General features: G+C 42.2%; 11 protein-coding genes. 10 read left to right on the plus strand and 1 reads right to left on the minus strand.

Annotated elements, in window-relative coordinates; translation table 11 throughout:
* Nucleotides 1-127 precede the first annotated feature (127 nt).
* From FTT78_RS07580 to FTT78_RS07615, 8 genes are all read left to right on the plus strand, one after another.
* On the plus strand, nucleotides 128-2,266 hold the full coding sequence (locus tag FTT78_RS07580) for a TonB-dependent receptor domain-containing protein (protein ID WP_004974851.1): 2,139 nt from the start codon (nucleotides 128-130) through the stop codon (nucleotides 2,264-2,266).
* Nucleotides 2,267-2,558: 292 nt separating this feature from the next.
* The gene (locus tag FTT78_RS07585; protein WP_180044006.1) at nucleotides 2,559-4,793 is read left to right on the plus strand and encodes a catecholate siderophore receptor Fiu; all 2,235 of its coding nucleotides are present in this window, start codon (nucleotides 2,559-2,561) and stop codon (nucleotides 4,791-4,793) included.
* Nucleotides 4,794-4,952: 159 nt separating this feature from the next.
* Nucleotides 4,953-5,636, plus strand: coding sequence for a Fe2+-dependent dioxygenase (locus FTT78_RS07590; RefSeq protein ID WP_004974842.1), 684 nt, complete (start codon nucleotides 4,953-4,955; stop codon nucleotides 5,634-5,636).
* Entirely contained in the window at nucleotides 5,633-6,742 is a 1,110-nt protein-coding gene (locus FTT78_RS07595; RefSeq protein WP_180044008.1) for an alpha-hydroxy acid oxidase, read from the plus strand. The genes FTT78_RS07590 and FTT78_RS07595 overlap by 4 nt, the downstream gene beginning before the upstream one ends.
* 224 nt (nucleotides 6,743-6,966) lie before the next feature.
* On the plus strand, nucleotides 6,967-8,664 hold the full coding sequence (gene leuA / locus FTT78_RS07600) for a 2-isopropylmalate synthase (RefSeq protein ID WP_180044011.1): 1,698 nt from the start codon (nucleotides 6,967-6,969) through the stop codon (nucleotides 8,662-8,664).
* 93 nt (nucleotides 8,665-8,757) lie between these two features.
* Nucleotides 8,758-9,918 carry a homoserine O-acetyltransferase gene (locus tag FTT78_RS07605; protein ID WP_180044013.1) on the plus strand — a complete coding sequence of 387 codons (1,161 nt, stop codon included), beginning with the start codon at nucleotides 8,758-8,760 and terminating at the stop codon, nucleotides 9,916-9,918.
* Entirely contained in the window at nucleotides 9,918-10,511 is a 594-nt protein-coding gene (gene metW / locus FTT78_RS07610; RefSeq protein ID WP_004974832.1) for a methionine biosynthesis protein MetW, read from the plus strand. The genes FTT78_RS07605 and metW overlap by 1 nt, the downstream gene beginning before the upstream one ends.
* Nucleotides 10,508-11,098, plus strand: coding sequence for a tetratricopeptide repeat protein (locus tag FTT78_RS07615; RefSeq protein ID WP_070153255.1), 591 nt, complete (start codon nucleotides 10,508-10,510; stop codon nucleotides 11,096-11,098). Before metW ends, FTT78_RS07615 begins: the two co-directional genes overlap by 4 nt.
* 50 nt (nucleotides 11,099-11,148) lie before the next feature.
* Here FTT78_RS07615 and FTT78_RS07620 read toward each other — a convergent pair whose 3' ends face one another.
* The gene (locus FTT78_RS07620; protein ID WP_180044015.1) at nucleotides 11,149-11,397 is read right to left on the minus strand and encodes a cytoplasmic protein; all 249 of its coding nucleotides are present in this window, start codon (nucleotides 11,395-11,397) and stop codon (nucleotides 11,149-11,151) included.
* 126 nt (nucleotides 11,398-11,523) lie between these two features.
* Here FTT78_RS07620 and rdgB point away from each other — a divergent pair, with 126 nt between their 5' ends.
* Both rdgB and tatA read left to right on the plus strand, forming a co-directional pair.
* Nucleotides 11,524-12,150 (plus strand): RdgB/HAM1 family non-canonical purine NTP pyrophosphatase, encoded by a 627-nt coding sequence (rdgB, locus tag FTT78_RS07625; protein WP_004974822.1) that lies wholly within the window; start codon nucleotides 11,524-11,526, stop codon nucleotides 12,148-12,150.
* A 169-nt stretch (nucleotides 12,151-12,319) separates the two neighbouring features.
* Nucleotides 12,320-12,544, plus strand: a complete 225-nt coding sequence (gene tatA, locus FTT78_RS07630; RefSeq protein WP_004974820.1) for a Sec-independent protein translocase subunit TatA — start codon at nucleotides 12,320-12,322, stop codon at nucleotides 12,542-12,544.
* The last annotated feature ends 10 nt before the right edge of the window (nucleotides 12,545-12,554 follow it).

Raw genomic sequence — 12,554 nt, forward strand, 5'->3', positions numbered from 1 at the left:
TTTGTGTATATTTCTTGTTGTAAATAAGAATCCTTATCATTATTATTAGCCAACTCCTTCATGAATGATTCTAATTACCATATAGGTCTGAATTAGGATCATTGATTCATATTAGAGATATAATTTTATGGCTAAGTTCAACCTACACCCGCTGTGTCTTGCATTACTTGGGGCAACCTCTACTGCTGTTTTCGCAAATACCTCTACCGATGCGACTTCAACCCACCAACTTTCCACAATTGTGGTTTCAGCGGCAGGTTTTGAACAAGAGCTAAAAAATGCACCCGCATCTATAAGTATAGTCAGTAAAGAAGATATTGAGAAAAAAAATGCGACCAGCATTGCAGACTTACTGGCAGATGTTCCTGGTATCGATATACGTTCTGGTGTCGGTAAAACCTCTGGTCTAAATATAAAAATGCGTGGTCTTGGAAATGATTACAGCTTAATTTTAATTGATGGTCGTCGTCAAACTACCTCTTCAGATGTTACCCCAAATGGTTTTGGAGAAACATCAAACGGATTTTTACCCCCACTGGCTGCAATCGAAAGAATTGAAGTGATTCGTGGACCTATGGCTACTCGCTATGGCTCAGAAGCGATGGGTGGTGTGATCAATATCATTACCAAAAAAGTGTCTGATGAGTGGAATGGGAATGTCACTGTCAGCGGTAATGTCATGGAAAGTAATGCCGAAGCAGACTCATGGAAAACCAGTTTTGTCGTCAATGGACCACTGATCAATGACCGTTTAGGTTTGCAACTACGTGGCAGCTATTTAGACCGTCAACGTTCAGAGCGTATTCAGGGTTCAACAGGTCGTGACCCACGCCCAAGCAAAGCTGATAATTATGATATCGGTGCAAAATTAGACTTTAAACTTGATGATCAAAACTCTTTTTGGATCGATGGTTTTTCATCAACTCAAAAATATGACAATTCAGATCAACGTTTGGGTAACTTCATTTCTCGTGGCGGTATTGCAGGATATGAAGATGAACTTGAGTTTAATCGTATTCAAATTGCTGCAGGTCATGATGGACAATATAACTTCGGTTTGTGGAAAACTTATATCAGTCAGAATACAACTGAGACTAAAGGACGCACCATTCCAACGGATGCATTTCCAGCACTTGCAGGACAACCCCGCAAATTAGAAAATACTGATTTAGTCTTTGACTCACATTTAGTCACTCCAATTGCGAACCACAAACTCACTATTGGCACCGAATATAAAGACACTACTATTGCAGATGATATCGCAGGCATTGGTAAAGAATTTACTCAAGATACTTGGTCACTGTATGCTGAAGATGAATGGCAATTAAGAGATAACCTTTATTTTACCTTTGGTGGACGCTTTGAGGATCACAGTGGTTTTGGTGGACAGTTTAGCCCGCGCGCATATTTAGTATGGAATACAACTGATGACTTAACGATTAAAGGAGGCGTCAGCACAGGCTATAAAACTCCATCAGCCAAAGATTTGTATAACGGTATCAATGGTTATAGTGGACAAGGTGCAACACCAAGTCTCGGAAATCCTGATCTAGATCCAGAAACTTCAGTCAACTATGAACTTGGTTTTAATTATCAACCGACTGATGCTTTAAATTTAACGGCAACAGCATTCTTCAACCAAGTTGAAGATAAAATTATTTCTAAAACATTTAGCTGTCAAACCAATAACTGTTCTAACTTCAGCAACAAAGTTACCTCTTTTAGTAAAAGCTTTAATGCTGATGAAGCAGAAATTTACGGATTAGAAACTTCATTGCAGTACCAAATTATCCCAGAATGGGATATCAAAGCCTCCTACACCTTTACAGAATCAGAAATCACCAAAGGTGATGATAAAGGGTATGCTTTAGAATCAACTGCTAAACATTTACTTAACTTGACTTCAACTTGGCATATTAATGATGCATTTGATATTTGGTTACAACATGAGTACCAATCTGGTCGCCCTCGCTTTACTGCCAAACCAACAGATGCCGGCTCACAAAGCATTGAAGTACAAACAAATAATGAGTTCTCTGGGTATAACCTCTTTAACTTAGGCACAAGCTATCAATTTAACGATCACATTCGTATTAATGCTGCGGTAAACAACTTACTAGATAAAGACTTTACCCAAAATATGGATTACATCGATATCAATGGTGATACACAACAGGCATATAAATATCTATCTATCGGACGCAGTTCTGAAGGTACATATTTAGCAGGTCGTAACTACTGGCTCTCTGTTTCTTATGACTTCTAAGTCTTAAACTTCATCTCAAACCCTGCTTCGGCAGGGTTTTCTGTATTTACTCCCAAGTCATTCACGTTCACATCGTTTTCTTAAATAAAAATATTGATAATGATTATTATTTTCAAATAAGAATTAAAGGAAAGCACCATTCTACACATTGTTGTTGATAATGATTCTCAATAAAATTAGCAACAATTGTTATAGACGTCATAACAACAACTTCACACTTTATTCATTTTGAACTAAAAACGCTGAATAAAGCGTGGCCTCCTGTTGGTTTAAATTTAGGGAAATACCATAAATGGCACAGATCAAAAGCCGCAAACACAACCGCTCTGCGCAACTGATGGCTTTAGCCGCCTCTCTTCCGCTACTTGCTCATGCAGCAAACCCTGAAGATGACGTCACCCAGCTTCCCACTATTACGGTTAAATCTGAAGCTGAAAGCAAATACAAGGCAGATAACTTAAGTTCCGCAAAATACACTCAGCCGTTGTTAGATACCCCACAAACAATTTCTGTGATTAAAAAAGAAATGCTACAAGAACAAGGCGCAACGTCCTTAGTTGAAGCCTTACGCAATACACCAGGCATTACTCTACAATTGGGAGAAAATGGCAATACTAGTGCTGGCGATGCCTTTCAAATGCGTGGTTTTTCCACCCAAACCTCGACCTATGTTGATGGTGTCCGAGATTTAGGCGCAATCAGCCGTGATGTATTTAACATTGATCAAATTGAAGTTGTCAAAGGCCCATCGGGTTCAGAAGCGGGTCGTGGTGCAGCATCGGGTTATATCAATTTGGTCAGCAAATTACCGCAAAGTGAAAATAGTCAGGAAATTTCTGCAACTTACAACACAGCACAACATACAAGACTTTCTGCTGACATTAACCAAGTCATCAATCCGAATACCGCATTTCGTCTAAATGTAATGGGGCAAGAAGGCGGCATAGAAGGACGTGACTATATTGAAAACAATAGTTATGCCATCGCCCCTTCTATTGCCTTTGGATTAAATACTGCCACACGCCTTTATTTATATTCTCAACACATCAGACAACGCAATATTCCAGATGGTGGCATTCCAACGGTGGGCATGCAAGGCTTTTACAATACAGACTCTGTGTTGGCGACTGCGCCTAAGGTCAATCGGGAAAATTTTTATGGTCACGTTAATGACTATGAAGATGTCGATGCCGATATGTTCACCGCGAAAATTGAAAGTGATTTAACCGATCAACTCAAACTGACCAATATCACCCGTGTAGCAAAAACCCACATGAATCGGGTGCTGACAGGCCTCAACACGGGTTCTAGTGGTTTAAGAACCAACGGTTCATCAAACCCTGCCGACTGGGAAGTAAATCGCTCCCGCCAAGGCGTCGATCAAGAAAATAAAATTCTGGCCAATCAAAGCACTTTAAACTGGAGTGTCAAAACGGGGGCAGTACAGCATGATGTTGTTGCAGGCATGGAGTTTTTAAAAGAACAGCAATCTAGCAAACTCATGGCAACCCAGATGCCTGGCGAAGCCACTGCCGATACACCGTGGGCCAATCTTTATCACCCAGACCGCAATCAAGCCATGCCAGCGCTTATTTATAATGGCGGTTATACCGATGGTGAAACCCAAACGGCAGCCGCATATTTATTTGATACTCTAAAATTTGGGGAGCGTTTTCAACTGAATGGTGGCGTACGGGTCGATTATTATGAAACAGATTATCAAGGGCTTACTCTGCCACGTGGGGGAAATGCTTTGGTGGCCACAGATCTGAGCACCCACGATACGCTGTTCAGCTGGAAACTTGGCGCTGTATATAAGCCTACATTAAATAGCAGTATTTACGCTGCGTATGCAAAATCACTAACGCCACCCGGCAGCACCAACTTCACGCTGTCTGAATCAGGCAATGACGCCATTAATGCGCAGCCTCAAGAAACCCATCATTATGAATTAGGCAGCAAATGGGAGTTATTGCAAGGCAAACTGGCTGTGGCTGCTGCAGCGTATCGCACAGAAAATGAAAATCAATCGACCATTGATCCGATTTCCCAGCTTGCCGTGCAGGAAGGCAAAAAACGTGTCGATGGTGTTGAGCTAAGTGCTGTAGGTCAAATTACCGATGCCTGGAATGTTTCTGCAGGCGTTGCCCACATGAAAGTTAAACAACTGAATCAACGCTCATCGAGTAGCACAACATTATCTGAACGCTGGTCACCTGAATGGACTGCAAGCTTATGGTCAACCTACGACTGGGCGGGCTTTAAATTTGGTTTAGGTGCTCGCTATGTCGATGAACAAAAACGTGTTGTGACTGACAGCAACGCACCTGCCAACATGCCAAATATTCCAGGCTATGTCGTATTTGATGCCTTAGCAGGCTACAACTTTAACAAGCATGCTTCACTAAATCTCAACCTCTACAACCTTGCCGATAAAGAATATATCAGCACCCTCAACAATGGTGGTGGTCGTGTGGTTCTTGGACAGCCGCGCTCAGCAGCACTCAGTTTGAATTACAAGTTCTAAGTTGTTGCAGCTAATCTGTGTTCCTCTACAAACAGGCTGCAGATATGGGTTCGAGGGATAGATCATTTTGCATACTGTCTATCGCTCGAACTTTGCATGTTGAACAACGCTGTCGAATATTCGGCTGTTTGAATTAAAACTTTTTCAGGAAGAATCGATATGATGCTTCACATTCCAGAAGTTCTTAGCAAAGTGCAAGTCCAACAGATTCGCGCTGAATTGGACACTGCAGCTGCATGGCAAAATGGTCAATTCAGTGCAGGCGCACAAGCACAGAAAATTAAACAGAATTTACAATTTGACCTGCAGCATCCGAGCTATGTAACTCTGTCACAAGACATCCTCAGTGCACTAAAACAACAGGCTTTATTGCAGTCCTTTGCCTTGCCGCTGCACATTCTGCAACCCATGTTCAATTGTTATCAAAACACAGGAACTTATGGCAATCATGTCGATAATGCCGTGCAATATTGTGCACAAGTACGACGCCCGATTCGCACCGATGTATCCATGACCCTATTTTTAAGTGAGCCTGAAGAATATCAGGGCGGTGAACTGATCATTGAAGATAGTTACGGTAGCCATGCGGTTAAACTCAATGCAGGCGATGCCATCGTATACCCTGCCACCAGTTTACATAGAGTCGAACCTGTCACCGCAGGTCAAAGAATTGCAGCATTTACATGGTGTCAAAGTATGGTCAAAGATGACTGGCAACGCAGTATGTTGTTCAATTTAGATATGACTATTTTGCAATTGCGTCAACAACTTGGAGATACAGCAGAAGTATTGGCACTAACCGCACATTATCACAATCTGATTCGTCAATGGAGTCAGTTATGAATACCACGCCATTGGCAGCTTTGAATCACATCCCGCCACATTTACACACCATTGCCGACTATCAAAAACAGGCGCAATTACATTTAGATGCAGCCACTTGGGCCAATTTAGAAGGCGCTGCAGGCGATGAATATAGTCTGAACAACAATTTACGTGCGTTTGCCGATATTCAATTATTGCCCCGTCATTTAAATACTTTTGCAGGGGCAAATACGCAAATTCAGCTCTTGGGCGAACAGTATCCACACCCAATTTTTTTAGCGCCCGTGGCTTACCAACAACTGTTTCATCCACAGGGGGAAATTGCTACAGCGCAAGCGGCAGCCGCCCTACAAGCCCCCATGATTCTCAGTCATTTAAGTACCACTTCAATGAGCACACTGAATCAGGTTTCGGGCGCGGCAAAATGGTTTCAACTGTATTGGCAAGGCAGTCGTAAAGCTGCTTTGGATTTGATTTTTCAAGCGCAACACTATGCCTATCAAGCCATTGTACTCACGGTTGATGCACCGCACATGGGCATTCGAGATCGGGAACGTCGCGCTGCTTTTCAATTGCCTGCACATATTCGGGCGGTATATCAATCATCTGTAAATACCACTCCGCTTAAGGAAAATCAGCACCCTCTTTTTGATGGATTGATGCAGCAGGCTGCCACATGGGAAGATATTGCTTGGTTGCTACAACACAGTCCACTGCCTATTTTACTCAAAGGTATTTTACATCCTGACGATGCGCAGCAGGCATATCAGTACGGAGCACACGGTATTATTGTGTCTAATCATGGTGGCCGAATTTTAGATACCGCGGTCAGCCCAATTCAAATTTTAGGCACGATGCGAAAAATTTTATCGCACGATTTCCCAATTTTATTAGACAGTGGGATTCGTCGTGGCACAGATATTTTTAAAGCACTAGCCTTGGGAGCAAGTGCGGTTTTGGTCGGTCGTCCGTATATTTATGGCTTGGCAGTTGCAGGCGCGCTAGGGGCAGCGCATAGCATTAAGCTATTAAAAGAAGAATTTGAGGTCACAATGGCACTTATGGGAACAAGCTGCATCGAACAAATCAACAGCGGTTATATTTATCACCAAAACAGCCAATAGCAAAAAAATATTTCACAGCACATGCAGTATCTGTAAAAAACAGGGAATTATTACGCTTGCAGATCGATTAACATACAGATATTGGTTTACAAGTGCCATGATTCTACTTTTAGCGATAGCCTCCTGAAAACAGCTTGTAAATTGATAGAATAGACACAATCTATATTTATAGTAAGTTGCCGTTATCCACGCGATGCAACCGCTACTATTCAAGGAGTTTTCACATGATGTTGGCAGATCCAAGCAAAAAATACCGTCGTATGTACCAGCGTGTCGATTTACCAGACCGCCAATGGCCAAATAACGAAATTACCAAAGCGCCAATCTGGATGAGTACCGACCTACGTGACGGTAACCAAGCGATCTTTGAGCCAATGAACATTGAACAAAAATTCAAAATGTTCCAAATGCTTGTGAAAATTGGTTTTAAACACATCGAAATTGGTTTCCCATCGGCATCTCAAGTTGACTTCGATTTCACGCGTAAATTGATTGAAGAAGGTCATATTCCAGATGACGTATATATTGAAGTATTGGTACAAGCACGTGACCATTTAATCGCACGTACTTTTGAATCTTTACAAGGTGCAAAACGTGCAATTGTGCATATTTATAATGCCAACTCGCCTACCTTCCGCCAAAAAGTCTTGAATGTAGATGTTGCGGGTGCCAAACAATTGGCAATCAATGCAGCAAGCAAAGTAAAAGAATACGCAGCGAAGCAACCTGAAACAGAATGGGTATTCCAGTACAGCCCAGAATGTTTTACTGCAACTGAGTTGGAAGTGGCTAAAGATGTTTGTGATGCCGTGACTGAAATTTGGGAAGCATCGCCAACCAATAAAGTAATTTTAAACTTGCCTGCAACGGTAGAAGTGTCTACACCAAACGTGTATGCCGACCAAGTGGAATGGATGCACCGCAACATTGCGCGTCGTGATGGCGTGATCATTTCAGTACACTGTCACAATGACCGTGGTTGTGGTATTGCCGCATCTGAATTGGCAATCATGGCAGGTGCAGACCGTGTAGAAGGCTGTGTATTTGGTAATGGTGAACGTACCGGTAACGTAGACGTTGCTGCAATTGCCTTGAACATGTACACCCAAGGTGTTGCACCAGAGTTGGATTTCTCAAACATCAACGAAATTATTGCAACAGTTGAAGAATGCACAGGCTTGCCAGTACACCCTCGTCATCCGTACGCAGGTGACTTAGTCTTTACTGCATTCTCTGGTTCACACCAAGACGCAATTAAGAAAGGTTTTGAGTTCCAGAAAAATGAAGAAATTTGGGATATGCCTTACTTGCCAATTGACCCGAAAGATTTAGGTCGTGACTATGACGCAGTGATTCGTGTCAACTCACAATCGGGTAAAGGCGGTATTGCTTACTTGTTAGAATCGAACTACAACGTGACTTTGCCGCGTCGTTTACAAATCGAATTCTCGCAAATTGTGCAACAACGTACCGATGAGCAAGGCACTGAAATTAGCGCAAGCGAAATTTGGAACTTGTTTAAAGAAACTTACGTTGCGGTAAAAGATGCACAATATGCAACACAAAACTACAAATTGTCTGATGAAAATGGCAATCAGGTCATTGAACTAGATGTTGTAGTAAATGGTGAAACGCAGCACTTACGTGGTGAAGGCAATGGCCCAATTTCAGCAATTTTGAATGCACTTCAATTACCAATTGATGTCTTGAATTATGAAGAACGCAGCATTAGCTCTGGCGCACATGCAAAAGCGTTGGCATTGATTGAGTTGCAAGTCAAAGGCACAGGTAAATCTGCCTTTGGTGCAGGGGTACATGACAACATCGTGACCTCATCTATCGATGCAATTATTGCCTGCACTAACCGCTTGATTGAACAAGGTGTGTTAAGCACAGATCAAGTGGTTGCAGCAGCAGTATAATCTTGCGCTAACATGTAAAAGCATTTTGAAAAGGATACCCCAAGTGGTATCCTTTTGTTTATTCATCCTCAGGATTTAAGGCGAATTATTCCCGTGTCTTTTCCAGCTGACTCAGTAGGCATTGTTGTTCCAAAAAAATTCCAATTTGAAGAACCTTTAGAACTCGAATGTGGTCGTGTTCTGCCCCGCTTTGAACTCATGGTCGAAACTTATGGCACACTCAATGCCGATAAATCCAATGCGATTCTAATCTGTCACGCACTATCAGGGCATCATCACGCTGCAGGTTATCATCATGCCGACGATAAAAAAGCAGGCTGGTGGGATGCCTGTATTGGCCCTGGAAAAGCCATTGATACCAGTCGTTTCTTTGTGGTGGCGCTAAACAATATTGGCGGCTGTAATGGTTCTACTGGCCCCACATCGCCTAACCCTGAAAATGACAACCGTCCTTATGGCCCAGACTTCCCGTTAGTTACGGTGCGAGATTGGGTAAAAACCCAAGCCATGCTGTCTGATCGTTTAGGCATTGAGGTCTGGTATTCGATTATTGGCGGCTCTTTGGGTGGTATGCAGGCCTTGCAGTGGTCGGTAGATTATCCTGACCGTCTGAAAAAATGCGTGATTATTGCCAGTGCACCAAAACTGTCTGCACAAAATATTGCCTTTAACGAAGTCGCACGTCAGTCCATTTTATCTGACCCAGATTTTCATCATGGGCGTTATTTGGAACATGACAGCTATCCAAAACGTGGATTGATTTTGGCACGCATGGTCGGACACATCACCTATTTATCTGAAGAAGCCATGAAACAGAAATTTGGTCGTGACTTAAAATCTGGCAAGTTTATGTATGGTTTTGATGTCGAATTTCAGGTCGAAAGCTATTTGCGCTATCAGGGCGAACAATTTAGCCGTAATTTTGATGCCAATACCTATTTAATTATGACCAAGGCACTGGATTATTTTGATCCTGCACGTGAATACGAGCAATCCTTACAAAAAGCCATGGCGAATACAAAATGCAAGTTTTTAGTGGTGTCATTTACCACCGACTGGCGCTTTAGCCCTGAGCGTTCGCAGGAAATTGTGGATGCCTTAATTAGCAATCATAAACCTGTCAGCTATTTAGATATTGATGCCGAACAAGGACACGACTCGTTCTTGTTCCCAATTCCACTGTACGTGAAAGCCATGCGTGCATTCTTGGGCGGAACAGAACATCTTCAAGCAACCCCACAGGAGGCCGTGTAATGCGTCTTGATCAGCAACTTGCCGAAAAGTGGATTAAACCCAATTCTAAAGTACTCGATTTGGGTTGTGGCGATGGTGAACTGTTGGCACACATGAGCAAACAGCATAATATTCGTGCATACGGATTAGAAATTGATCAAGAAAAGATTGCAATTGCGATCAGTCGCGGGTTAAATATCATCCAACAAGACTTGAATTTGGGGCTTAGCCGTTTTGCAGACCAGTCTTTTGACTATGTGGTCATGGCACAAGCCTTGCAAGCAGTAGATGCACCTGACGTATTATTAAGAGATATGGTACGTGTGGGTAAACAGGCAATTATTACCTTTCCGAACTTTGCGCATTGGAAGACTCGCTCTTTTCTTGCCTTAAAAGGGAAAATGCCTGTTTCAGATGCATTACCTTATATGTGGTACAACACCCCAAATATTCATTTGTGTACGTTTCGTGATTTTGAGGCACTTTGTGCCGAAAATAATATTCGCATCATTAACCGACTTGCCGTGAATGGGAATCAACAAGATAGTTTACTCAGTAAGCATCTGCCTAATTTGTTTGGTGAAGTCGCAATTTATCGAGTGAGCGCTCTATGAAAAAACTATTATTAAGCACCACGCTATTGGTTGGACTGTTGAGCATTCAAGCCCATGCAGATTATGTTTCACCATCATCTTCTGTAGCGAGCCAAGCGGCTCAATATTCAACCATGGATATTAATGGCTTGATTAAAGCAGCCAAAGCAGGTCAGGCAGGCGCACAATTTTACTTAGCGACAAAATATCAACAAGGTAAAGACGTTCAACAAGACAGCCGTCAAGCGTTTGCTTGGTACAAAGCTGCGGCAGATCAAGGTTTATCGGCTGCGCAATTAAATGTAGGTCGTATGTTGGCAGATGGTATTGGCACGAAAAAAGACGAAGTCTTAGCACGTCAATATTTTGAAAAGGCGGCTAGCCGTGGTGATAACCGTGCCAGCTTTAACCTTGCCATGATGGAAGAACAAAAGAAAAACTATATGGGTGCGTATCAGTGGTATGAGTTATCTACCCGTGATGGCATGCTCGACAATAAAGTAATTTCTTTGTCTGAAGGTAAGAAAACCGCTTTGGCAGCTAACTTAACTCAAGAACAAATTCGTCAAGCACGTGACCGCGCAGACCAATGGATTCAAGCGCAATAAATTTAACTACGTTTGAAGTGATCTCAAAGCACCTTCGGGTGCTTTTTGTTTTATCCGAAATAAACTGCCTGCATGGCCTGTAGCAGTTCAGGGCTGAATTCTTCTACTGCAGCAGAACCTAATACCGCATCTATACCACAATGCGGACAAATTGCGGTTTGCTCATCATCACACCAATCTTCAATTTCGCTATAAGCAAAAGTTTCCAGACAGTAAAAACAGCCACAACGCTCACTTTGCTGCAATAATGTACGGTGCTGACTCGAATAACGGTAGATCTCTGAAATTTTGCTCGTCATGATTCCCCTATTTTTTATATCTCAGCATAATTGGTATGTATTAAAACAAATCTATCTAAGATTAAACTTTTAAGTCTGCAAAATCCGTTAAAATATCCAAGATTATTTTAAATTAAGATCTGAATTATGGCTGCAACTGATTGGCGTGCTCAAGGTACTTTGGTTTTAGCAAGCAATAACAAGGGAAAAATTGCAGAATTTGAAACCCTGTTTGCGCAATTAGACTTGCCTGTGCAAGTGATTCCGCAAGGTCAACTAAATATTGAAGATGCTGTTGAAGATGGTTTGAGCTTTGTTGAAAATGCCATTTTAAAAGCACGCCATGCCGCAAAAATTTCAGGAAAGCCTGCCATTGCAGATGACTCTGGTTTATGTGTGCCTATTTTAGGCGGCGCACCGGGGATTTATTCTGCACGTTTTGCAGGCGAACATGGCAATGATGCAGCCAACAATGAAAAACTTTTGAATAAACTCAAACCACTACGTCAAGACGGCGCAGCAATTGAAGGTATGTTTGTTTGTGTTTTGGCTTTGGTTGAACATGCCGATGATCCATTACCACAAATTTTCCAAGGTATTTGGAAAGGCGAGATTTTAGCAGAAGCTCGTGGTGAAAATGGTTTTGGCTATGACCCGCTCTTTTGGTTGCCTGAATTGGGAGTGTCGAGCGCAGAAATGTCGAAAGCAGAAAAGAATAAAATCAGTCACCGTGGTCAGGCGATGCAACTGTTTAAAGCAAGTTTACAAGCTTAGATTTAACAGATGTGATTGATCTTACAGCCCGTTTTCAAACACGGGCTGTTTTATTTTCAAGCTTTACAAATCAGGTCAAACATCCCTTGTCGTCAAATCGCAACACATTCGTCACCGCATTGTCATACAGACCTGTTGAGATAGGCTCAACTATTGAGAGGTCTAAATCATGGCAGGATTATCTATTTGGCACGTGCTGATTTTTGCAATTGTGGTCATTTTATTATTTGGTACATCTAAGCTTAAAAACTTAGGTAAAGATGTAGGTGGCGCGGTCAAAGATTTTAAAAAATCAATAAAAGATGATGAGGCAGAAGCGGCGCAACTGAAAGAACCTCGTACGATTGAACATCAAGCCAATAGCAGTGATGTAAATTCGACTGTAAAGCATTAAGGCTGAGGGT

Source organism: Acinetobacter sp. YH01011 (genome assembly GCF_013420785.1).
Lineage (GTDB): Bacteria > Pseudomonadota > Gammaproteobacteria > Pseudomonadales > Moraxellaceae > Acinetobacter > Acinetobacter towneri.

What these genes read in the sequence shown, in the direction of transcription:
- FTT78_RS07580 (WP_004974851.1), top strand. Translation starts at nt 128, where the DNA reads ATGGCTAAGTTCAACCTACACCCGCTGTGTCTTGCATTACTTGGGGCA.
- FTT78_RS07585 (WP_180044006.1), top strand. Translation starts at nt 2,559, where the DNA reads ATGGCACAGATCAAAAGCCGCAAACACAACCGCTCTGCGCAACTGATG.
- FTT78_RS07590 (WP_004974842.1), top strand. Translation starts at nt 4,953, where the DNA reads ATGATGCTTCACATTCCAGAAGTTCTTAGCAAAGTGCAAGTCCAACAG.
- FTT78_RS07595 (WP_180044008.1), top strand. Translation starts at nt 5,633, where the DNA reads ATGAATACCACGCCATTGGCAGCTTTGAATCACATCCCGCCACATTTA.
- leuA (WP_180044011.1), top strand. Translation starts at nt 6,967, where the DNA reads ATGATGTTGGCAGATCCAAGCAAAAAATACCGTCGTATGTACCAGCGT.
- metW (WP_004974832.1), top strand. Translation starts at nt 9,918, where the DNA reads ATGCGTCTTGATCAGCAACTTGCCGAAAAGTGGATTAAACCCAATTCT.
- FTT78_RS07615 (WP_070153255.1), top strand. Translation starts at nt 10,508, where the DNA reads ATGAAAAAACTATTATTAAGCACCACGCTATTGGTTGGACTGTTGAGC.
- FTT78_RS07620 (WP_180044015.1), bottom strand. Translation starts at nt 11,397, where the DNA reads ATGACGAGCAAAATTTCAGAGATCTACCGTTATTCGAGTCAGCACCGT.
- rdgB (WP_004974822.1), top strand. Translation starts at nt 11,524, where the DNA reads ATGGCTGCAACTGATTGGCGTGCTCAAGGTACTTTGGTTTTAGCAAGC.
- tatA (WP_004974820.1), top strand. Translation starts at nt 12,320, where the DNA reads ATGGCAGGATTATCTATTTGGCACGTGCTGATTTTTGCAATTGTGGTC.